18 protein-coding genes are annotated in these 21,267 nt (G+C 55.4%); 5 read left to right on the top strand and 13 right to left on the bottom strand.

Features of this window, described 5'->3' with window-relative positions; translation table 11 throughout:
• Positions 1 to 138: 138 nt before the first annotated feature.
• The gene (locus BQ8290_RS07940) at positions 139 to 2,445 is read left to right on the top strand and encodes a CDC48 family AAA ATPase (protein ID WP_108789111.1); all 2,307 of its coding nucleotides are present in this window, start codon (positions 139 to 141) and stop codon (positions 2,443 to 2,445) included.
• Between the two features lie 44 nt (positions 2,446 to 2,489).
• On the opposite strand, the gene polA is transcribed toward BQ8290_RS07940, so the two are convergent.
• Positions 2,490 to 5,336: a DNA polymerase I gene (gene polA / locus BQ8290_RS07935; RefSeq protein WP_108789109.1), complete on the bottom strand. Its 2,847-nt coding sequence runs from the start codon at positions 5,334 to 5,336 to the stop codon at positions 2,490 to 2,492.
• 311 nt (positions 5,337 to 5,647) lie between these two features.
• Between polA and BQ8290_RS07930 the strand changes: the two genes are divergently transcribed.
• Positions 5,648 to 5,992 carry a hypothetical protein gene (locus BQ8290_RS07930; protein ID WP_108789107.1) on the top strand — a complete coding sequence of 115 codons (345 nt, stop codon included), beginning with the start codon at positions 5,648 to 5,650 and terminating at the stop codon, positions 5,990 to 5,992.
• Positions 5,993 to 6,085: 93 nt separating this feature from the next.
• On the opposite strand, the gene BQ8290_RS07925 is transcribed toward BQ8290_RS07930, so the two are convergent.
• Positions 6,086 to 7,126, bottom strand: a complete 1,041-nt coding sequence (locus BQ8290_RS07925; protein WP_108789105.1) for a serine hydrolase — start codon at positions 7,124 to 7,126, stop codon at positions 6,086 to 6,088.
• Positions 7,127 to 7,416: 290 nt separating this feature from the next.
• Between BQ8290_RS07925 and BQ8290_RS07920 the strand changes: the two genes are divergently transcribed.
• Entirely contained in the window at positions 7,417 to 9,786 is a 2,370-nt protein-coding gene (locus BQ8290_RS07920) for a DUF305 domain-containing protein (RefSeq protein WP_108789103.1), read from the top strand.
• A gap of 80 nt (positions 9,787 to 9,866) precedes the next feature.
• Here the strand turns inward: BQ8290_RS07920 and BQ8290_RS07915 are convergent, their stop codons facing one another.
• Together BQ8290_RS07915 and BQ8290_RS07910 are read right to left on the bottom strand one after the other, a co-directional pair.
• On the bottom strand, positions 9,867 to 11,708 hold the full coding sequence (locus tag BQ8290_RS07915) for a DUF885 family protein (RefSeq protein ID WP_108789101.1): 1,842 nt from the start codon (positions 11,706 to 11,708) through the stop codon (positions 9,867 to 9,869).
• Positions 11,709 to 11,815: 107 nt separating this feature from the next.
• A complete protein-coding gene (locus BQ8290_RS07910) occupies positions 11,816 to 12,601 on the bottom strand; it encodes a hypothetical protein (protein ID WP_108789099.1) in 786 nt (261 codons plus the stop codon).
• Between the two features lie 79 nt (positions 12,602 to 12,680).
• Here BQ8290_RS07910 and BQ8290_RS07905 point away from each other — a divergent pair, with 79 nt between their 5' ends.
• Complete coding sequence (locus tag BQ8290_RS07905; protein WP_337661218.1) at positions 12,681 to 12,905, top strand: hypothetical protein; 225 nt, start codon at positions 12,681 to 12,683, stop codon at positions 12,903 to 12,905.
• Between the two features lie 199 nt (positions 12,906 to 13,104).
• Here the strand turns inward: BQ8290_RS07905 and groL are convergent, their stop codons facing one another.
• The 3 genes from groL to BQ8290_RS07890 all read right to left on the bottom strand — a co-directional run bounded on the left by groL (position 13,105) and on the right by BQ8290_RS07890 (position 16,669).
• Positions 13,105 to 14,760, bottom strand: a complete 1,656-nt coding sequence (groL, locus tag BQ8290_RS07900) for a chaperonin GroEL (protein ID WP_108789095.1) — start codon at positions 14,758 to 14,760, stop codon at positions 13,105 to 13,107.
• A gap of 66 nt (positions 14,761 to 14,826) precedes the next feature.
• Positions 14,827 to 15,114, bottom strand: a complete 288-nt coding sequence (gene groES, locus BQ8290_RS07895; protein WP_108789093.1) for a co-chaperone GroES — start codon at positions 15,112 to 15,114, stop codon at positions 14,827 to 14,829.
• Positions 15,115 to 15,247: 133 nt separating this feature from the next.
• A complete protein-coding gene (locus BQ8290_RS07890; protein WP_337661217.1) occupies positions 15,248 to 16,669 on the bottom strand; it encodes an MATE family efflux transporter in 1,422 nt (473 codons plus the stop codon).
• A gap of 202 nt (positions 16,670 to 16,871) precedes the next feature.
• Between BQ8290_RS07890 and BQ8290_RS07885 the strand changes: the two genes are divergently transcribed.
• Complete coding sequence (locus BQ8290_RS07885) at positions 16,872 to 18,113, top strand: hypothetical protein (RefSeq protein ID WP_108789091.1); 1,242 nt, start codon at positions 16,872 to 16,874, stop codon at positions 18,111 to 18,113.
• A gap of 147 nt (positions 18,114 to 18,260) precedes the next feature.
• On the opposite strand, the gene rplL is transcribed toward BQ8290_RS07885, so the two are convergent.
• The 6 genes from rplL to BQ8290_RS15155 all read right to left on the bottom strand — a co-directional run bounded on the left by rplL (position 18,261) and on the right by BQ8290_RS15155 (position 21,128).
• The gene (gene rplL, locus BQ8290_RS07880; RefSeq protein WP_108789089.1) at positions 18,261 to 18,635 is read right to left on the bottom strand and encodes a 50S ribosomal protein L7/L12; all 375 of its coding nucleotides are present in this window, start codon (positions 18,633 to 18,635) and stop codon (positions 18,261 to 18,263) included.
• A gap of 86 nt (positions 18,636 to 18,721) precedes the next feature.
• The gene (rplJ, locus tag BQ8290_RS07875; RefSeq protein WP_108789087.1) at positions 18,722 to 19,237 is read right to left on the bottom strand and encodes a 50S ribosomal protein L10; all 516 of its coding nucleotides are present in this window, start codon (positions 19,235 to 19,237) and stop codon (positions 18,722 to 18,724) included.
• Between the two features lie 274 nt (positions 19,238 to 19,511).
• On the bottom strand, positions 19,512 to 20,144 hold the full coding sequence (locus BQ8290_RS07865; RefSeq protein WP_337661216.1) for a hypothetical protein: 633 nt from the start codon (positions 20,142 to 20,144) through the stop codon (positions 19,512 to 19,514).
• A 26-nt stretch (positions 20,145 to 20,170) separates the two neighbouring features.
• The gene (locus tag BQ8290_RS07860) at positions 20,171 to 20,407 is read right to left on the bottom strand and encodes a helix-turn-helix domain-containing protein (protein WP_108789081.1); all 237 of its coding nucleotides are present in this window, start codon (positions 20,405 to 20,407) and stop codon (positions 20,171 to 20,173) included.
• Positions 20,407 to 20,952: a DUF2975 domain-containing protein gene (locus tag BQ8290_RS07855; protein ID WP_108789079.1), complete on the bottom strand. Its 546-nt coding sequence runs from the start codon at positions 20,950 to 20,952 to the stop codon at positions 20,407 to 20,409. Before BQ8290_RS07855 ends, BQ8290_RS07860 begins: the two co-directional genes overlap by 1 nt.
• A 35-nt stretch (positions 20,953 to 20,987) precedes the next feature.
• Entirely contained in the window at positions 20,988 to 21,128 is a 141-nt protein-coding gene (locus tag BQ8290_RS15155; RefSeq protein ID WP_337661215.1) for a hypothetical protein, read from the bottom strand.
• Positions 21,129 to 21,267 lie beyond the last annotated feature (139 nt).

The raw sequence follows: 21,267 nt of genomic DNA, 5'->3' as shown, positions 1-21,267 counted from the left end.
TGATCGATCCGATCCGAAACAGCTGCGCCGCCCACTCAACGTGAAAACCACAAGCGCCAGTTTGCATTCATCTCAACTGCTCCTTAGCTACGAATGTAGAAACACATTCCAAATCCCATCAGCCCAAAGGACCAACAAATGGCCGATGCCGACGCCGCTACTCCCAATCGGACCGCGCGCCTTCAAGTTGCCCCCGCCCGCCAAGAAGAATCAGGGCAAGGCATTGCAAGAATGCCGCGATCGGCATTTCAGGCGCTCGGCATCACCGAAGGCGATGTCGTTGAGATAACGGGGAAACGGTCGACCGCTGCAATTGCAATGGCCGCCTATCAAGAGGACGACACTTTGGATGTTGTCCGATTGGACGGTCTGCAGCGCGGCAACGCCGAAGCGGGTTCCGGTGAACACGTAGAGATCACCGTCGCCGAATCTCGACCTGCTACCCGTGTGGTCTTTGCCCCGGCACAGCGCGAAATGCGGCTTCAGGGTCCCACTCAAGCGCTGAAGCGCAATTTCTTCCGCAGACCGATCGTTGCGGGTGATTTGGTCGCCACTACGGGTCAGCAACCGGTGCAAAACATGCCATCGGATGTCCGTCAGTTGTTGCGCGCTCCCGCATACGCATTGACGCAAATCCGATTGTCGGTCGCCGCCACCATACCCAAAGGAATCGTCCATATTGACGAAAACACTGAGGTGGAGCTGCGCACCGAATTCGAAGAACCGCGTGATGGCCGTGCCGTGGTGAATTATGATGATGTCGGCGGGATGGAAGACACCATTCAAGCGTTGCGAGAAATGGTGGAATTGCCGCTTCGCTATCCAGAGTTGTTCACCCGGTTGGGAGTGGACCCACCAAAGGGTGTTCTGCTCCACGGTCCGCCGGGCACCGGTAAAACGCGCCTTGCTCAGGCGGTCGCCAATGAAAGCGACGCCGAGTTCTTCACCATTAACGGCCCAGAGATCATGGGGTCGGGGTATGGCGAATCTGAAAAACGCCTGCGCGAAGTCTTTGAAGAAGCGACCCGCGCTGCGCCTGCAATCGTCTTTATCGATGAAATCGATTCCATCGCGCCGAAACGAACCCAAGTGCCCGGCGAGGCGGAAAAGCGCCTTGTCGCCCAATTGCTAACTTTGATGGATGGGTTGGAAGCGCGCGCCAATCTGGTCGTAATAGCAGCAACCAATAGGCCCGACGCCATTGACGAAGCGTTGCGCCGACCCGGCCGTTTTGATCGTGAGATCGTTATCGGCGTGCCAGACCAAAATGGGCGGCGCGAAATTTTGGCAATTCACACACGCGGAATGCCGCTTGAAGATAAGGTCGATCTATCTGAATTGGCGCGCGTTACGCACGGCTTCGTTGGCGCCGATATCGCGGCATTGGGGCGCGAGGCGGCCATCGATGCGGTGCGCCGGATCATGCCGCGTTTGGATTTGGATGCGCGTGAAATTCCGACCGATGTCCTCGAAGATCTATGCGTTACCCGCGATGACTTCTTTTCGGCTCTAAAACGGATTCAGCCATCGGCCATGCGCGAAGTGATGGTGCAAATGCCGAATGTCGGTTGGGGTGACATTGGCGGAGTCGGCGATGCGATCGACAAATTGAAAGAGGGCATCGAACTTCCTTTGAAAAACCCCGATGCTTTCCATCGCTTGGGCATTAGGCCGGCCAAAGGATTCTTGCTCTATGGCCCTCCGGGCACTGGTAAGACGCTGTTGGCGAAGGCTGTCGCAAAAGAGGCTGATGCGAACTTCATCTCTATGAAGAGCTCGGACCTGTTGTCGAAATGGTACGGAGAAAGCGAGCAACAAATTGCGCGCCTCTTCGCCCGTGCCCGAGCCGTTGCACCATGTGTTTTGTTCATTGACGAAATCGACAGCCTTGTTCCTGCGCGCGGCTCAGGACAGGGGGAGCCGCAGGTTACCGGCCGCGTGGTCAACACGATTCTGGCGGAAATGGACGGGCTTGAGGAATTGCAGTCGGTGATCGTTATCGGCGCAACCAACCGGCCTACTTTGGTTGATCCGGCATTGTTGCGGCCCGGCCGATTTGACGAATTGGTCTATGTGGGAACACCCGATGCGCCCGGTCGCGAGCACATTTTGGGTATCCACACGAACGGCATGCCGCTTGCCAAAGACGTTGATCTATCGGCCGTTGCAGCAAAAACTGACCGTTTCACCGGGGCCGATCTAGAAGACGTTGTTAGACGGGCCGGACTTGGCGCGCTGCGCCGCTTGGGCGGGGATGTCAAAGAAGTCGAAGCGATTGATTTCGAGGAAGCGTTGAAAGACAGCAGGGCGACGGTCACTTCGCGGATGGAAGCAGAGTATCGCAAAATGCGCGGCGAGTTGAAGAAACGCGCAGCGGAGGCCAATCCAATCGGATTCTTTGCTCCAGACACTTTGGAACCGACCAACCCCAAGAAACACACATGAAGGAGCGGCGCCGTTACGCGCGCCGCTCCTACCAAACACTAGGCTTAGTGCGCCGCGTCCCATGACATGCCGGTGCCGATATCAATCGCCAATGGCACATCCAGCGTCACCGCCGGCAAGGCCGCCTCTGCCATTACTCGTTCGATGATTGGAGAGGCCTTTGCTACGTCGCCTTCGGGCAGCTCAAACACCAATTCATCGTGCACCTGCAAAAGCATGCGCACTTCGTGCAAGCCGGCATCGGATAGGGCAGGCAGCATTCGCACCATGGCCCGTTTGATAATATCCGCGCTTGTCCCTTGTATCGGGGCATTTATCGCCGCGCGTTCCGAACCCTGACGCTCTGCTTGGTTTTTGGATTTGATCCGGGGGAACCATGTTTTGCGACCAAACAACGTTTCTGAATACCCGCGCTCTCCCACGGTTTCGAGCGTTTCCATGATGTACCGTTGAATGCCCGGAAACCGTTGGAAATAGGTATCGATCATGGCTTGCGCCTCGTCGGGTTCAACTTCCAATCGACCCGCCAAACCCCACCGAGAGATGCCATACAGGATCGCAAAGTTAATCGTCTTGGCCCGGGCCCGTGTGTCTCGGGTGACTTCACCAAACATTTCGGTGGCGGTGCGTGAGTGGATGTCTTCGCCGTTCGCGAACGCTTCTTTCAAACTGTCGACTTCGGCCATGTGCGCGGCAAGCCGCAATTCAATCTGGCTATAATCCGCGGCCAGAATGACATTGCCATTCTCTGGCACAAACGCCTCTCGAATGGTGCGTCCAATCGCTGTGCGGATTGGGATGTTTTGCAAGTTGGGATCGGTTGAGGACAATCGCCCGGTTTGTGCACCAGAGAGACTATAACTGGTGTGAACACGGCCCGTATCGGGGTTAATCTGAGCCTGAAGTGCATCGGTGTAGGTTGATTTCAACTTCGACAAATGCCGCCATTCCAGCACCTTCTTCGCAATGCCTTCGCCAGATCCCGCCAGTTTCTCTAGCACAGATTGATCGGTTGAATATTGGCCGCTTTTGCCCTTCTTGCCGCCCTTAAAACCCATCTTGTCGAACAGGATTTCGCCCAGTTGCTTGGGGCTGCCTACTGCAAAATCTTCACCAGCGATGACGTGAATTTCTTTTTCCAAAGCGGCGGTTTGAGTGGCAAATTCTTCCGACAATTTGGCCAATCGCGCGCGATCGACTTTGATCCCCTCGCGCTCCATCCCTGCGACAACGGGAATCAAGGGGCGATCCACTCGTTCATACACTTTGGAACCGCCTTCGGTTGCTAAGCGTGGCTTTAAATGCTGATACAACCGCCATGTGACGTCGGCATCCTCGGCGGCGTACTCGGTTGCTCGATCCAGCTGCACTTCGCCAAATGGAATGGCTTTTTTTCCGGTTCCACAGACCTCTTTGAACGACAAAGGTGTGTGGCCGAGATGGCGAACGGACAAATCGTCCATCCCATGCCCGCCCATGCCTTCGCCTCGGCCAGCATCCAGGTCGAAACTTATAACCATCGTGTCTTCGATTGGGGTGACGGTGCAATTGTAACGGGCAAGCACATTCAGGTCGTATTTTCCGTTCTGGAAAACCTTCAAAACGCTGTCATCTTCGAACAAAGGTCTCAACGCTTCCAGCGCTTCGCTTGTTGGGATTTGCACCGGTGTTTCTGACAGCAGGTCAGTTCCGCCATGGGCTAGCGGAATATAGCACGCATCGTTGGGTCCCAGTGCTAGGCTGATGCCGACCAAATCCGCTTGCATGGAATCCAACGACGACGTTTCGGTATCCACCGCCACAACCCTTGCCGCCACTGATCGCGCGATCCAATGGTTCAGGCGGTCCAATGTCTGCACAGTCTCATAGGCGCTGCGATCGACGCTCGGCATGTCGATCACATTCTGTCGATTGCCGTCTGTGCCATCGCCATCGTCTCCGGCTTTCTCTGCCTTCGCCGGGTTGAGATCGTTGGGTCGTTCCGGACTGCCGGTTCCCGCACCCAACCGCCGCAAGAGTGATGTGAAGCCGTGAGTTTGAAGGAAGCTGGCGAGCGGCTCCTCGGGAATTTTCTCAATGAGCATATCGCCAATGGCAATGGGCAATTCGCAATCTTCTTTAAGCGTCACCAAAACACGCGACATCTCTGCGTCGTCGCGTCCTTCAAGCAGGCGCTCTTTCAGCTTGGATTTCTTCATCTCCGGCGCCTGATCCAGCGCGGCGGTTAGCGATCCGTGTTCCGCGATCAGCTTGCTCGCTGTTTTTGGACCCACGCCATAAATGCCGGGAATGTTATCAGCCGTATCGCCCATCAGGGCGAGCACATCGCCGACCAATTCTGGCGGAACACCGAATTTCTCGTGAACTTCATCGACATAAATGCGCGCGCTTTTCATCGTGTCGAGCATGTCGATACGAGCCGGACCGTGCGGCCCGTCAATTTCGCCGATCAATTGCATCAAATCTTTGTCGCTAGAGACGATGGTCACATTCCAGCCCTGACGCTGGGCCTCTCGAGCGTAGGACGCGATGATGTCGTCCGCCTCGAGCCCTTCTTCCTCAATGCATGGCAAACTGAATGCACGGGTTGCATCGCGTATCAGCGGAAATTGCGGCCGCAAATCTTCGGGCGCAGGGGGCCGGTTCGCTTTGTATTCGGGATAGATGTCGTTTCGAAAACTGTGTGAGCTTTTGTCTAGGATTACTGCAAGATGGGTGGGGCCATCTGCCGCATTGAGATCATCGGCGAGCTTCCAGAGCATCGTCGTATACCCATAGACCGCGCCGACTGGTGTCCCTTCGGGATTGGTGAGAGGGGGCAGTCGATGATAGGCCCGAAAAATATACGACGAGCCATCGACAAGATAGAGGTGCTGTTGATCTGTGGACATGCTTGTCTGCTAGCATCGCCCCGCAGCCACTGCAAAGCAGGCGAGCGTGCTTCATGTGGGCATTGTGATTCTGCTGAAGGTGGCCGACCATTGGGTCCGAGCGGGAATCTGTTCTGCTGCAGGCGTCGCCACAATTCTGCGGTGAAACGTGGCGCAAATATGGCCTAAATGTGGCAAGATACCTCATTTTACTTGCAATGCCACAATTCGGCCATTATTTATGACCGTGAAGTCGGGGGTCAAAGCCGACTTTGGCGCGAGCTTGAGAATGGGCCGCGCCTGAGTTCACTTGCTGAATAAGGAAATTTTTTATGCGTAAGATCGTTCTTGCCGCTGCTGTTGCAACTTCTGCTTTGGGTCTCGCTGCTTGCGGCGAAACCGCCGACGCGGTTAGCGAAGGCACAGACGCAATGGTTGAAGGTGCTGATTCCGCTGTAAACGCAGCTGGCGAAGCTGTTGAAGGCGCTGCAGACGCAACAACCGAAGCCGCTGGTGACGCTGTTGACGCGACTACCGAAGCTGCTGGCGACGCAACTGACGCCGTTGAAGGCGCCGCGGACGCAACTGTTGAAGCTGCTGGCGATGCCGGCGCAAGCGTTGCTGAATTGGCTGAAGACGCTGCTGCTCAAGCTGAAGCAATGGTTGAAGGCGAGTAATCGCTTGATCCATCCGCTTGTTTAAGCGGGTAAGCTATAGAAGGGGCGGTGCCGAAAGGCGCCGCCCTTTTTCTTTGCCTTGATCGAACGAATTTAGCCGCCGGTGCGCGGGGAGCTTGTCCAATTGCGGTTTGGGTTTTGCTGCGCACGCGCGTTGAAGCCATCGTACAATCCCCGCGCAATGGCGGCGATGCGGCGTTCCCGTGCGAGACGGGATCCCTGACCGGTTACGTAAATGGCAACTGCAATGGCGCGCCCATCGGGGGATTCGATGATCCCAATATCGCTTGATGTGTTGTTGAGCGATCCGGTCTTGTGACTGACCCGGGCCTCGCTTGGCATGTTGGCCACAATACGGCGACGTCCGGTGGTTGTACGGCTCATCGAACCCAAAAGAATCTGACGGCTTTGATCGGAAAGGAAGTCACCGCGATAAAGGCCTTGCAGCAATCGAACCATGGCGCGCGGCGTGGCCGCATCGCGGGGGTCGATCCAGTTGGCTGGGTCATATTCGCCGTCATCACGCACCAATGTGGCGATGTCGCGATCAATGGAAAAATCGTTGATGCCTTGGCGGCGCATCCATGCATTCACCGCTTGCGGGCCGCCAACAGCGGCTAGCAATGCGTCGGTGGCAGGATTGCTGGACCGTGTGATCATGATTTCAATCAGATCAATGGCCGGCATATATTCACCCTCGCGCACGGGCGCGGCCGGGGAAGAAAATTTCGGCGATCGAACGCGGATCAAAAGGGGGAATTCCGACGTTAAAGAATAGCGCCCCTGTTCGACCATTTCGAGATAGGTCGCGGCAACCGCAATCTTGCTTGTCGACGCCATGGGGAACAATTGATCGCCCAAGACCATGATCTGTTCGCCGGTCGCCAGGTCCATGGCGGCGACACCAATGCGCCCGTCATCTCCATCGGCCAATTCTGCGATACGCTGCTCAAAGCTGTTGGCGTAAATTGCCTCAAACGTTTCGGGCGACCGCATCTCGGTGCCAAACGCGCTGTCGAAACTTGCTTGAAGCTCGTTCGTTTGCGCTGCGGCTGGGACGGTAAGGGCAACCAAAAAACACAGCGCGATTGCCGTGATTGGGGCGAAGATGGAAGATCGTTGCGTGGGGGCCATCAGGATCAGATACTCTACGTAGGGTTAGCGCTGACTTAACAACTCAGTCTACGTCTGGGTGATTCGCCGCGACAAGCGTTCGATTCGTCGTGTGCGGTGAAGTGTGCGGCGTGCGCGACCGACGCGCAAAAAGGCATCGCTTTTTTGGTCGCTCATGCATTTAGAAGGGCAAAGTCAGCATTTCGTCGAGCAAACTCTCTGCCATGGCGCGGCCCCGGCTGACTGGGCCTTGACTGTGATTTTCAGTCCGTCAGACAGGGCCAGTATATTCTTACATATCGGGGACTGACATGACCATTAAGAGCTTTGGCCAATCGATTGGCGCGCGGGCGACATCACGCACATCACTTAAAGTCGCAGCATCGCGCACCGCAGTGTTCACTGCACTGCTTTTGGGTGGATCCAGCATCGCTATGGCGCAAAGCGCTCCAATTGTTCAGCCGGGCGCCCCAGGCCAAGACAGCCGCACCCTGAGTGCGGACGAAGCGACCCAGCTTGCAAAAGTCAGCTACACCGATGCCGACGTCCGGTTCATGCAAGGCATGATCGTCCATCATCAACAGGCGGTCGATATGTCGAAGTTGGTTGAAGACCGCACCAACAACGAAGAAGTGGTGACGATTTCGGGCCGCATCCTGTCTAGCCAAGCGGATGAAATTGAATTCATGAACGCATGGCTGGCTGAGCGCGGCGAACAGACCGTTATGACCGGAATGGACGGGCATGAAGGTCACAACATGGGTGACCATTCGGGTCATACGATGGACCACTCGACCGTGGATCATTCGACAATGTCAGGGATGGCCAGCCCCGAACAAATGGCCGCATTGGCCGCAGCTCAGGGCACGGAATTTGACCGCCTTTTCCTCACATTGATGATCGCCCATCATGAGGGCGCTCTTGATATGACGGAAGAATTGCTGCGCCAGCCCGGCAGCGCTGCCGATCCTATCCTTTTCCGTTTCGTGGGCGATATCGACAACGATCAATCAACCGAGATTGATCGGATGGATGCGATCTTGGCCAGCCTTTCTGCCGATCCGCGTGCCAATCTTGCCGCTGGCTTTGGTGATGCGGGCGAAGCGATCATGAATCTGCGCCATGTGGCATCCCTGCGCAAACCCGCCGGGTTCTTTGATCCTGAAAACCCTTCCGATTTGCGTGCGGTTGTTCCGCCGCGCGAAGATGAAGAATCTGATGGTACAGAAGCAGAAGAGGAAACCGCCGACGTTTCGGACGAAGCTGCCAGCGAAGAGGAAGCGACCCCACCAGAGGAAGAGGAAAGCTTGACGCAATTTGCGGAGCGTTCTCCGCTGCTCGATTTTGCCAACACCGATATGGCGTTTTTTGACGATATTATGGTGGCCGGCAATTATCACGGCTTCAACATCTACAAGCTGGGCGATGACGGCGCGCCAACTCTGATGAGTTCGGTCGTGTGCCCCGGTGGCCAAGGCGACGTTTCGGTCGTGGGCGATATCCTTGTGATGAGCGTTGAGCAAACGCGGGGGCGCGTCGATTGCGGTCTTCAAGGAGTAGAAGGCGAAGTCAGCGAAGAGCGGTTCCGGGGGCTGCGTGTTTTTGACATTTCGGATCTAACCGGTGTGCGTCAGGTCGGTCAGGTGCAAACATGCCGCGGTAGTCACACGCATTCGATCGTTAGCGCGAATGACGAAAAGATCATCGTCTACAATTCGGGCACGTCGCGCGTCCGTGAAACAGAAGAACTGGCGCGTTGCATTGGCAATCCATCCGATTCTCGCACCGCTTTGTTCAGCATTGATGTGATTGAAATTCCGTTGGCAGATCCATCGATGTCACGGATCATCAGCAGCCCCCGCGTCTTCGCAGACAGCGAGACCGGCGAGATTGCAGGCCTATGGGAAGGTGGCGATAGCGGCGAGGGTACACAAGACACCCGTCAGACCAATCAATGCCACGATATCACTGTTTTCCCGAGCCTTAACCTCGCCGCAGGTGCGTGTTCAGGCAACGGCATCTTGATGGACATTTCCGACCCGATGAACCCGGTTCGCATCGATGCGGTGTTCGACAAAGGCTTTGCCTATTGGCATTCCGCAACCTTCAACAATGACGGCACCAAAGTCATCTTCACGGATGAATGGGGCGGCGGCGGTCGTCCGCGTTGTAAGGCATCGGACCCAATGACCTGGGGTGCCAACGCGATTTACGACATTGTCGATGGCAAGTTGGAATTCCGCAGTCACTACAAGATGCCTGGACCGCAAAGCGAAGATGAGAACTGCGTCGCGCATAACGGTTCCATCATTCCTGTTCCAGGTCGCGATCTGTTTGTGCAGTCTTGGTATCAAGGCGGGATTAGCGTGATGGATTTCACGGACAGTTCCGCCCCACAGGAAATCGCATTCTTTGATCGCGGACCTATCAGCGATGAACAATTGGTCGTTGGCGGGTTTTGGTCCTCTTATTGGTACAATGGCCGTGTCTACGGGACAGAGATCACGCGCGGCATCGACGTCTTTGCGTTGGAGCCAAGCGAGTTTTTGACCGCCGAAGAAATCGCCGCGGCTGAGGCAGCATCCTACGCGAACACCCGTTTCAACCCACAAACCCAAACTCAGGTGACTTGGGACGAAAGCGTTGTTGATCAAGCCGAAGCCAGCCGCTCTGGCGGTTAAAGCGCAGGCCTCGAGCCAAACAAAAAGGGCGGCGTAGCTTATCGCTACGCCGCCCTTTTTTGTGCGTGATCGCGGCTGGATCAGTCGGCTTTGACCGATGCGATCCAGTTCTCAACCATCTTCTCAAGGATCGACAGAGGCACCGCTCCGCCACCCAAGACGGTGTCGTGGAAACCGCGAATGTCGAAGTCGTCGCCCAACTCTTCTTCAGCCTTTGCGCGCAATTCCTGAATCCGGATCATGCCGATTTTATAGGATGTCGCTTGGCCCGGTAGGACAAAGTAACGTTGCACTTCGCTGCGGGCGACGGTTTCGGGATTGGGGGAGTTTTCGAGGCAGTATTGAACCGCCTCATCTTCGGTCCATCCCTTCGCATGGATACCGGTGTCGACCACCAGTCGGATCGCGCGCCACATCTCGCTTTGGAGGCGGCCGAAGTCGGAATACGGGTCTTCGTATCCGCCCATTTCCTTGGCCAAAGCCTCGGAATAGAGCGCCCAACCTTCGCCATAAGCAGAAATGAAGCCGCCTTGCGCGCGGAACTTGGGAACGCCTTCCAATTCCTGTGCAATGGACACCTGCATGTGGTGGCCTGGATTGCCCTCGTGATAGGCGATCGCTTCCAAGGGTGGGATCGGCATCGCGCTCATATCGGAAAGGTGCGCGTAATAGATGCCGGGACGTGATCCGTCGGGTGTACCGGGGCGATAATGCTGAGCAGCGCCGTCTTGTTCGCGGAACGCCTCAACGCGGCGCACTTCCAGCGCCGCTTTGGGCAGTCGGCCAAAGAATTCTGGCAGCCGTTCGGTCAGCGTGTCGATATGCATGGTGGCACGGTCGATGTAATCCTGTGCACCGACTTCGTCTTGCGAGAAGAAGAATTGCGGATCTTCGCGAGTGAAGAGGAAGAAGTCTTGCAGCGACCCTTCAAACCCAGTGGTTGCCATAATGGCTTCCATCTCGCCGCGGATGCGGGCGACTTCGGCAAGGCCAAGATCGTGGATCTCGTCCGCCGTTAGATCAGTCGTCGTCATCTGGCTGAGCTGGTATTCATAGAACGCTTCGCCATTGGGCAGCGCCGAAACACCTTGCGCGACTTCGTCTGTGTTTTCGAGGTCTTCTTTGAACCAATCGATCACACGTTGGTAGGCGGGGCCCATTTCGGTGGTTAGAGTCGTGCGTGCTTCTTCGCGCAGTTCATCAGCGCGTTCTTGCGTGATTGTGCCTGTTTCTACCAATGCAGCGAGGTGACCCTCTGTACCGGCCCAAAGAGCGGAAGGTTCACCGTCTTCGAATGGCGCACCGGCGATGATCTTGCCCGATTCTGCGATGACCGCATCATAGGAAAAGCGCGGAGGGCGCACACCGGCTTCTGCGTTGTTTTGGGCGAGAACGAGCAATTGGTCCATCGCAGTGCCAAGGCCGCCGATCCGGGCGATAAAGGCTTGCATATCGCTTTCCGTTTCAACCGTGTGCTGGCTGAGTAGGAAGCTTGGCAAAGCGCCATGTGCCGCACCCATTTGGTGCAGAATGTATTGTTGTTCGAGATAGTCGGCAGATTCCACAGCGGATTCCGCGCGGAATTTGAACATGTCGTACGAAACCTTCGCATCGTCGGTTAGCTCATCGTAGTCGAAGTTCGCTTCCATCTCGGCGAGTGCCTGCGCCCACCAAAGCACCTGTTCTTGGGCTGCTTCGACGCTGAAATCGTCGATCTTGTCGTAATTGGTTTTCATGCCAAGCGACGTCTGGCGCAGTGGGCTGAATTCCAGCTCTTGCTCAAACTTTGTCTCAAACCATGCGTTCAGGCATTCGGTTTGTGTTGTCGCGCATTCGATCGTGGCCACTTGCGGGCCCATCATCGCATCGCAACCGGTCAATGCGACCGACGCCAGCAGCATGGCGGCAAATCTAATCTTCATGGGTTCAGTCCCTCATCTAATGAATATTGGGCGTGTCTCTGCGACATTGACCGCACAATGGGAAGCGTCGTTCATCGAATTCTTTGGGCCGTTGATGCCGGCGCCTTTTACCCCGGCCTGCCGTCGCCATCCCAATCGGGTTCGGCAAATCCATATTCCGTGCTGGGCAATTCGACAGAGGTCGACAATGTTTCCTTGCCGCTGACTTTGTATTGATCAACGCTCAGACAGAAATAGGGGCGAGAATTTAGCGCATCGGCATCTCTAGCGAGAACAGGCCATTTATCAGAGCAATCCTCGCTTTTGCACCAACACACGATCACTTCGCGGGGATGGTTTTCACCTGGATATAGCGCTTCGTATTCGATGGTTGATCGCAGAAAATAAAGCCTACGTTCCGGCGCATCAACACCGCGCACTTTCCGTGCACTAAACTTTGCGTCGACAGCTCTTAGCCACATTTCGCGATAGAACCCGCGGAGTGAGGAACTCTGCTCTCCGACTTCTAACCTTGCGTCGCCTTCGCCGATTTCCTGAATGACGCGTGCTTGAATTTGTAGATCGTCTGAAACCACAAATTTATCTGGACGACTGGCTTCGTTTGCCGCGATCAAAAAAGCGGCCTGATCCCCATCGGCAATGGCCCTGACCATCAATTCAGCGAATTCTAGATTCACCCCTTCGGGCAGTTCTTCGTCTGAGAATTGGATCAGGTCACTTTGGTCCGGCTCAATCTCTGCCGCGGTGAAGCGGGTTAGTCGTTCAAAGCTCAGGAACGTGATCGACACTGGGTCAAGATAGGCTTCGGAGTGGTAATGACAGGTGCCGCCAATGAATGTGATGACGATTTGACCAGTATCTCTCTCTCGCTTCATTTCGGGCAGCGGCTTCATCTTGTATCGCCGCGCAATTGTTCGCGATGCCGATGATCTGGACTGGGGTTGGTCCCTCTCCCTGCGGCATCGCACTGCGTTGAAGGAGGATGCGGTTGGGGAGCTGGATGTTGGCCCTTGCGGCTTCGCCCTCGGCTCCTTCTGCGAAATCATCCTCGTCAATGGGACCGATTGGCAAAGCCATGGCCGCGCGGTCGTCAAAAAGACGATTGCCATCGAGCACGCCATCAACGCTAACGCATTGGTGGCGCAAGCTTTCATCAGTATGCAATTGCGCCACGCTTACAGAGCGTGCGGTTTCTAACCTGCAATCAGATAGCGGATCCTGAGTTTCCTGAGCCGCAGCGGGAAAAGCGACAGCGATGAGCAAACCGGCGATGGTGGAAACGATTTTGACCATGACCGGCAGTATGCCGCGTCAAACCCGCGGAGGGAAGACGCGGAAAAAAGGCCCCGCCGGATCGCTCCGACGAGGCCTTTCGAAAGCTGTGAGTGTGAGTGGCTTAGAAGCCGCCCATGCCACCCATGCCGCCCATACCGCCCATATCAGGCATAGCTGGGGCGCCTGCGCCGTCTTTTTCCGGAGCGTCGGTGATCGCCGCTTCGGTTGTGATCAACAGGCCAGCTACCGACGCCGCATCTTGCAATGCGGTGCGGACGACTTTGGTAGGATCGATCACGCCGGCTTCGACGAGGTTTTCGTATACGTCAGTCGACGCGTTAAAGCCTTGCGTTTCGTCGCCTTCGCGAAGGAGGTTGCCCGAAACAACGGCGCCATCATGGCCGGCATTTTCGGCAATCTGACGGACTGGTGCCAAGATTGCGCGACGGACAATGTCCATGCCGCGAGTTTGGTCATCGTTGTCGCCTTTCAAGCCGTCGAGCACTTTCGACGCATACAAAAGCGCCGTACCACCGCCAGGGACGATGCCTTCTTCGACAGCAGCGCGGGTCGCGTGAAGTGCATCATCAACGCGGTCTTTGCGTTCTTTCACTTCAACTTCCGAAGCGCCGCCAACCTTGATCACGGCAACACCACCGGCGAGTTTCGCCAGACGCTCTTGCAGTTTTTCACGGTCATAGTCGCTGGTCGTGGCTTCCATTTGAGCCTTGATCTCACCGACGCGTGCTTGAATGTCTTCGGCCGAACCGGTGCCATCAACGATGGTCGTGTTGTCCTTGTCGATGGTCACGCGCTTGGCTTCGCCGAGCATGCCCAAAGTGACGTTTTCAAGCTTAATGCCGAGATCTTCGCTGACCATTTCGCCTTTTGTGAGGATCGAGATGTCTTGCAGCATCGCTTTGCGACGATCGCCAAAACCAGGAGCTTTGACCGCAGCAACCTTAAGACCGCCACGTAGCTTGTTGACTACGAGAGTTGCGAGCGCTTCGCCTTCGATGTCTTCGGCAATGATGAGAAGCGGACGGCCGCTTTGCATCGCTGCTTCGAGTACCGGCAACATAGATTGCAGGTTCGAGAGCTTGGCTTCGTGGATCAGGATGTATGGGTTTTCGAGTTCAACCGTCATCTTGTCCGGGTTGGTGATGAAGTAAGGCGACAGGTAACCGCGGTCGAACTGCATGCCTTCAACAACGTCGAGCTCAAATTCGAGGCCTTTGGCTTCTTCGACGGTGATAACGCCTTCTTTGCCGACCTTTTCCATGGCTTCAGCGATTTTCTCGCCAACTTCTTTGTCGCCATTGGCGGAGATAACGCCAACTTGTGCGACTTCGGACGAACCGGCGACTTCTTTCGAACGGCCAACAAGGTCGGCGGTCACTTTGGAAACAGCAGCGTCGATGCCGCGCTTAAGATCCATCGGGTTCATGCCAGCTGCAACAGCGGTCATGCCTTCGCGAATGATCGCTTGGCCCAGAACGGTTGCAGTGGTGGTGCCGTCACCGGCGAGGTCGTTGGTCTTTGACGCAACTTCCTTGAGCATTTGCGCGCCCATGTTTTCAAACTTGTCAGAAAGTTCGATTTCTTTGGCGACGGTTACGCCGTCCTTGGTGATGCGCGGTGCGCCAAAGCTTTTGTCGATGACAACGTTGCGACCTTTAGGGCCGAGCGTCACTTTAACAGCGTTGGCAAGCGTATCGACACCCTTAAGGATGCCTTCGCGAGCTTCGCGGCCGAACTTTACGTCCTTAGCAGCCATGATTGATTCTCCTGGATTTCAAAATTGATTTGGTAAGCGTTGAGATCAGTTGAGGGATCAGCTGGTTCAGCCGATGATCCCCATGATGTCGCTTTCCTTCATGATCAGCAGGTCTTCACCGTCGATCTTAACTTCGGTGCCCGACCATTTGCCGAACAGAACGCGGTCGCCTGCGCTTACATCGAGAGCAACGCGAGCGCCGCTATCGTCACGGGCGCCTTCGCCGACAGAGACGATTTCGCCTTCGCTTGGCTTTTCCTGCGCGGAGTCTGGAATGATGATGCCACCAGCGGTTTTCTGGTCGGCTTCGATGCGGCGTACGACAACACGGTCGTGCAGCGGACGAAATGCCATAGTGATGACCTTTCTTCTATGTTTAAGACATGGATTGGCACTCTCCTCTTAAGAGTGCCAGCGAGGGGCAGATGGTTGTCAGCGGAGCAGGAGTCAAGCGATCTCGGGCAAAAAATTTGCCGCAATTTTCGCTTTAAGAGGAGGTTTGTGAGCCAGACCTTGAAATCAAGTCCAAACGTTCGCGCAACATCCACCGCCATAGCAGCAGGACCGCTGCAAAAGCGAGGCCGGTTGCAAGGCCAATCCAGACGCCGGTCCCTTCGAGAGGAGTGAATAGGCCAAGTCCAAAAGCCAGACCAAAGCCCGGCACCCAATAACTGAAAATGGCGATCCACATCGGGGCCCGCGTATCCTGCAGTCCCCGCAACGCGCCAGCGGCGACCGCTTGAACCCCGTCCACCAATTGGAACGCCGCAGCAAGCACAAGGAATTGCAGCGCAAAACCGACGAGCGCAGCATTGCTGGGATCGTCGATCTCAACAAACAACATCAACAGATATTCCGGTATCAAAACCATCGCCAATGCGGTCAAAGCCATGAACCCAGTGCCCACCGCAATTGCGACCCAACCAGCCAATTTGATCCCGAGCGGGTCTTGGGCTCCGTAAGAATAGCCCACCCGAATTGTCACGGCCTGACCAACGCCGAACGGCACTTGAAAAGCGAGTGCGGCGATGTTCAGGGCAACGATATGACCAGCAAGCTGCGCCGCGCCGATTTTGCCCATAAGGAATGCGGCTGCGCTGAAAACGCCGGCCTCCGCCATAACCGTCAGAGCGATCGGTGCGCCAATGCGAACAATTAGCCAAAACCGATTCCAATCTGGACGCCAGAACCGGTAAAACGGGCGATACCGTTTTAATCCGGGGACGGTTAGAATGACGAACACATAGGCCGACAACATAACGGTTGCGGTGATGATGGTGGCGACGGCTGCCCCTTGTAAGCCCATTTCTGGGGCGCCAAAATTGCCGAAAATAAACGCGTAATTGGCAAGCGAATTGACCGGAATGCCCAACGCAGAAATCGCGGTGGCGAAAACAGGCCTTCCCAAGGCAGACAAATAATTGCGCAGGACGGCCGCCAACAACATGGGAAGGATCGAATAGATAATGATCAAGTTGTATTGGTTGGCCAAATCGACGATCGCCGGATCTTGCCCAGTCAATCGCATCAACGGCCCCAACATCAACGCCATACCGATGCCCAACATCGACGCAAAAACGGCGAGCCACAATGCCATGCGCGTCGCTCTGCGGACGGGTCTGAACGAAGGTGATCGGGCGCCTATCGCCTCGGCAATTACGGGCGACACCGCCCCCACCAACGAAGCCAAGCTCCAGACGATCAAGCCAAAAAGCCCCGTGGCAAGACCAGATGCGGCAAGCGGCTCTTCGCCCAATCGGGCAATGAATATCACGTCGACGACATAAATGCCCGATTGCAGCAGGTTCGCCAGAGCAAGTGGTGTGGCAAGCGCGACGGTTGCTCGGAATTCCTGACCCCAAGCCATTGTCCCTGTGACGGACGTGTTGATTTTTTCATTATCGCGCATTGCGTTCGTATCCATCCGCGCGCGCCGTTTGTGATGGTGCGAGCCGGACCGAATACGGTGGCTGGGCTCAAGAGTGAAGCGGTTTTTCGAGCCTAGACCCAGTACAACCTCTGCGATTGCAGATTTACCTTTAAAAACGCGATGAACATCTTCATAAATCCCCCTAGGGAAAATACGCAGTTTTTGGCGTACTGGGGGGCAAGTGCAGACGCGTTCACACGGCACAGTTTTCGATGAAACCACCGCGCAAGAAGCAGAATTGCAGCGGGCTGCTCGACTGCTTCCTGGACCTTTTTCGGTTCAGGAACAAGCATTTATCGCGGCGACCATTGCAGGCCCGACGGCAAAATCGAAAGTGAACAAAGCACGCTTATTTTTTGGCACGGCTGCGGTGGCTGTGGCGGTGACCGTTCCGGATCTTTCGGCTGGAGCGATGGATTCGCCGTATTTGCGGCTTGAGTTAAGCGAGCCTAGCAGGATTTTGGGCCAACCAATCTGGAGTCCATCGGTTGCAGCAACCGCTCCGGTTTACAATTCGACTATGGCCGCAGAATTGATTGCGCCGACTTCTTTGACCTTTGGCAATGCGGCTCGGTTCGAAGAGCCGACCCAGAAAATTGCATTGGATCTATTGGAGAATGGTCCTGACCGTTTTGACCTCGCATTTGCGGAGGTTGCGATGCCATCGCCGATTCAATTCACGATTGCGGGACCGCTTCCGCCGCAAGGGCGCGCTGAAGTTCAATCGGTCGGCGCGCAATTGGCCGCCCCACTTCGCGCCAGCCTGATCGACATTCCTCAAATCACCGACGTAAGCAATTTTGCTCCCGCACCGGCTCCCGATGTTCGGCGTGCCGGTTCCGAATTGAGCGCTGGATCTTCGATTGAACGAAGCGTGGCGATTGCCAATGAATCCGTCGCGGCTGCATTTGCCGGCACTTTAGATGTGTCTGGTGATATGGGTGGAACAATTCCGATTGAAACGGGCGGAGCGGTGCGCATTGAGACAGCGCAGATTGCTGGCGCTGTGCCGGTTCCGGCGGAGCCATCGGGTTTGAGTGCGAGCCGTGCGGCGGAAACAGAGTTGGTGACGCGAACCCGGCTTGATGCACGGGTTAACGGTGTGATCACCGGCAGCGTCGAATTCCAGCAACGCGATGGCACAATCGCTATCCGCCTGGGATCGGTGGTTGATATGCTGCGCGATCGATACAGCGCATCGGAGTTGGATCGGTTTTCTCAAGCAGGTGCAAAAAGCGCATTCATCACCTTGGATGAGCTTCAAGCGGCCGGAATTCCAATCACTTACGACCCTGTCTATGATGAAGTTGGTTTCGGCATTGATTATGATGATGCGCCTGATGCCGGCAAAGTTCAGGTTGAACAGATTGGTTCGCCATCTGTGGGGTCGGATCGCGCCTTGATTGATCAAATCCCCCGTTAGACGAATTGCCGCGTCTTCCATCGCATGAAAGGATGCGATGGAAGACGCGACCATAAGAAAAGGGCGGTGCCTGTGAAGGCGCCGCCCTTTCTTTTTAGCAAGCACCAATCGGCGAGAGCCGATTGAGCTGTCTGGCAACGGGAACTCTTACTTGAGTTCGACTGTGCCGCCAGCTGCTTCGATCTTGCCTTTGATTTCTTCAGCTTCAGCCTTGTTGACGCCTTCCTTAACAGGTTTAGGCGCGCCTTCGACAAGACCTTTGGCTTCGGTGAGGCCCAGGCCAGTGATGGCGCGGACTTCTTTGATGACCTGGATTTTCTTGCCGCCGTCGCCGGTGAGAATGACGTCAAATTCGTCTTTCTCTTCAGCAGCAGCTTCGCCGCCACCAGCAGCAGGACCAGCAACTGCAACAGCAGCTGCGGCGCTTACGCCCCACTCTTCTTCAAGAGCAGTTGCAAGTTCAGCCGCCTCAAGGACGGTCAGCTTCGAAAGTTCTTCAACAAGCTTGGCAATATCAGCCATGATGTTCACTCCAAATATTGTGTGGAGCAGATGGGTTCATCCCAGTGCTCCAATGGTTTTGTTTCGTCTCTTGCGAGATACGTCTCTTAAGCAGCGTCCTTGGCGGCATATGCGCCGAACACACGGGCCAGCTTGTTCGCGGGAGCGTTGACGACCTGAGCAACCTTGGTTGCTGGGGCGTTGACGAGACCAACGAGTTTGCCACGAAGTTCGTCGAGGCTTGGCATCGAGGCAAGCGCCTTGACTCCAGCTTCGTCGAGCACCTGTGTGCCCATAGAACCACCGACGATTTCCAGCTTGTCGTTCGACTTTGCGAATTCGACAGCGGCTTTAGCAGCCGCAACAGGGTCTTGTGACCATGCCAGCGCGGTTGGACCGGAGAGAAGCTCTTCGATGCCAACGTAATCGGTGTCTTTCAGGGCGAGCTTGGCGAGACGGTTCTTCGCAACCTTGTAGGATGCACCAGCGTCACGCATTTTTCCGCGCAGATCGGTGGATTGATCCACCGTCAGGCCGAGGTTGCGGGTGACAACCACCACACCAACTTCGTTGAAAACTGCATTGAGCTGAGCAACCGCGTCGGCTTTTTGCGAACGATCCATGCCATACTCCTTCACTAATGGCCGCGCAGGCTTGCGCCCATGCGACCGGCTCATGTTTTTTGATGCCGTTCATCGACACCAAAAAGTCCAATGATGGGGAAGGAGGTAGAGCGATAAAGCTCAAATGCGGACACCTTAAAGAAGCCCGCGAAAATCTCTTATCCCCGTCTAGGCTGGAAATTAAGGAGACCCAATTGTCTCCACCGGCTGTCTTGGACGGATGACCGCTTCGAAAAGCAGTCGAGGCGCGCAAATAAACTGCGCGCCCCATGAGTCAAGTTTTTATGTCACTTTGACGCAGTTTGAACATGTCGAATGCGATCCAAACGAACCAGATTATTTGGAAGAGGCCAAACAACGCCGCCGCTTCACCCAATCCCGGCACGATCGTCACCACGCCCAATGACCCAATCAAAAGACCGAGGCAATGCACAGCTTTGTTCGATGTGGTTGATGTGAGCGCGACCCAACTGATGATCAACATCCACACGCCGCCGACCAATTCAATCCCACCGCCAAGCGCATCCTGCACAACCGAGATGGCAATCCAGGCAGTGGAGGCGGCTGTCAGATCGGTGGTTGAAATCGCGACAACAGTTTTGATGCCGATCAGGCCGACGAAACCGCTGGCGATCACCAACCCTGCCCAAATCATTGCAAACGCGGTGCCCACGCCAGCAAGATTGGAATTGGTGCCTTTCAACCGCTCATGGAATGCCAAGCCAAGGACCACCAATGCGCAGCCAGCGATGACGTATAGGACAATCATTGCGACAGAGAGCCAAAGTTGATTGTCGACTACGAATGCCAGATCGCCTGATGGGCCGCTGTACCCTGATCGATCCAGAAAACCGATGAACAAGCCAAACCCAAAAATGTATGAGGCGGCAATGATAAGGGCGGACATTGCGCCCGCCCTTTGCATATTTATCGTCACTGACCGGCTTGGCTATCAAAGCTCAGCAGGTCGCCCGGCTGGCAATCCAATTCCCGACAAATGGCTGCGAGAGTTGAGAAGCGGATTGCTTTGGCTTTACCGGTTTTCAGGATCGAGAGGTTGGCCAGTGTAAGGCCCACTCGGTCCGCCAATTCGGTTAACGTCATCCGGCGGTCGTGTAGAATGTCATCAAGTTTGACCATGATCGTTGCTCCTTCGTCATCAGCTGGCATCACACGGTCCCTTCGAGATCTTCGCGCATTGCTGCGCCATGTTTGAACACCCGGGCAAGGATGAAGAGGATGACGACAATCAGGATGCCATCAATATCGAGGCCTGCATCAATCGAAATCTCAGCATCTTCCAATTCCTGCGACCACTCTGTGAGAAAAAGAGCCAGCGCAGCAGTCGGGATCATCAAGGCCTGAACCGCGAGCATAATCCATGCCATGAAGTTCAAACGCTCGGCGTTATCGGGAATGAAGGGATCGCCATCGCCAACGCTTGAAATGATGGCGCGCAGCTTGCCCAAAAAGACAAAGGTCAATGCGATCATAGTAAAGCCGATCGCAAACAATCCGAGCAACGCCGCCATGGGGATGGGGCCCGCGGCATTTGCGGTATCGAGCGCGATTTCGGCGTTAATCTTGTCGCGGAAAAACAGGACAAGAGGCGCCACGATCAACAATGCCAATGCGCCGATCGCGAGAGCGACCTGAGAGATGATCGTGAGTATCTTGCCAGCCAACAATAGAAGGTCATTGGGCTTGTCGGTCATAGGTTTGCCCCTTTGCTAAGAAGTGGGTTTGAAAATTAGGCCAATTCAATCATGGCGGCGGCGGATTGTGCGGTTTGAGCCGATGCAGACGGGACGGTCACAATGCTTCCGATCGAAGTGATCGCGAGAAAGACAGCTGCGATGGCGGCGAGTGAGTTTGTGGTGGTGCGTGTCATATTGTTTTCCTTGAAGGGGTTTATTGAATTTCGATAATCTCTAGCTAGGGATTGCTTGATTTATTGTCAAACAATAATATCGAAAAACAATAACTCACATATCGTTTCACAGGTATTGAGCGCGCTTAACCATCTCAAA

The organism is Erythrobacter sp. Alg231-14 (assembly GCF_900149685.1).
Classification (GTDB): Bacteria; Pseudomonadota; Alphaproteobacteria; order Sphingomonadales; family Sphingomonadaceae; genus Erythrobacter.
The sequence above is the reverse complement of the archived record's forward strand: the minus strand, read 5'-3'. Positions and strand labels throughout refer to the sequence as shown.

What these genes read in the sequence shown, in the direction of transcription:
- BQ8290_RS07940 (WP_108789111.1), top strand. Translation starts at nt 139, where the DNA reads ATGGCCGATGCCGACGCCGCTACTCCCAATCGGACCGCGCGCCTTCAA.
- polA (WP_108789109.1), bottom strand. Translation starts at nt 5,336, where the DNA reads ATGTCCACAGATCAACAGCACCTCTATCTTGTCGATGGCTCGTCGTAT.
- BQ8290_RS07930 (WP_108789107.1), top strand. Translation starts at nt 5,648, where the DNA reads ATGCGTAAGATCGTTCTTGCCGCTGCTGTTGCAACTTCTGCTTTGGGT.
- BQ8290_RS07925 (WP_108789105.1), bottom strand. Translation starts at nt 7,126, where the DNA reads ATGGCCCCCACGCAACGATCTTCCATCTTCGCCCCAATCACGGCAATC.
- BQ8290_RS07920 (WP_108789103.1), top strand. Translation starts at nt 7,417, where the DNA reads ATGACCATTAAGAGCTTTGGCCAATCGATTGGCGCGCGGGCGACATCA.
- BQ8290_RS07915 (WP_108789101.1), bottom strand. Translation starts at nt 11,708, where the DNA reads ATGAAGATTAGATTTGCCGCCATGCTGCTGGCGTCGGTCGCATTGACC.
- BQ8290_RS07910 (WP_108789099.1), bottom strand. Translation starts at nt 12,601, where the DNA reads ATGAAGCCGCTGCCCGAAATGAAGCGAGAGAGAGATACTGGTCAAATC.
- groL (WP_108789095.1), bottom strand. Translation starts at nt 14,760, where the DNA reads ATGGCTGCTAAGGACGTAAAGTTCGGCCGCGAAGCTCGCGAAGGCATC.
- groES (WP_108789093.1), bottom strand. Translation starts at nt 15,114, where the DNA reads ATGGCATTTCGTCCGCTGCACGACCGTGTTGTCGTACGCCGCATCGAA.
- BQ8290_RS07890 (WP_337661217.1), bottom strand. Translation starts at nt 16,669, where the DNA reads ATGCGCGATAATGAAAAAATCAACACGTCCGTCACAGGGACAATGGCT.
- rplL (WP_108789089.1), bottom strand. Translation starts at nt 18,635, where the DNA reads ATGGCTGATATTGCCAAGCTTGTTGAAGAACTTTCGAAGCTGACCGTC.
- rplJ (WP_108789087.1), bottom strand. Translation starts at nt 19,237, where the DNA reads ATGGATCGTTCGCAAAAAGCCGACGCGGTTGCTCAGCTCAATGCAGTT.
- BQ8290_RS07865 (WP_337661216.1), bottom strand. Translation starts at nt 20,144, where the DNA reads ATGTCCGCCCTTATCATTGCCGCCTCATACATTTTTGGGTTTGGCTTG.
- BQ8290_RS07860 (WP_108789081.1), bottom strand. Translation starts at nt 20,407, where the DNA reads ATGCCAGCTGATGACGAAGGAGCAACGATCATGGTCAAACTTGATGAC.
- BQ8290_RS07855 (WP_108789079.1), bottom strand. Translation starts at nt 20,952, where the DNA reads ATGACCGACAAGCCCAATGACCTTCTATTGTTGGCTGGCAAGATACTC.
- BQ8290_RS15155 (WP_337661215.1), bottom strand. Translation starts at nt 21,128, where the DNA reads ATGACACGCACCACCACAAACTCACTCGCCGCCATCGCAGCTGTCTTT.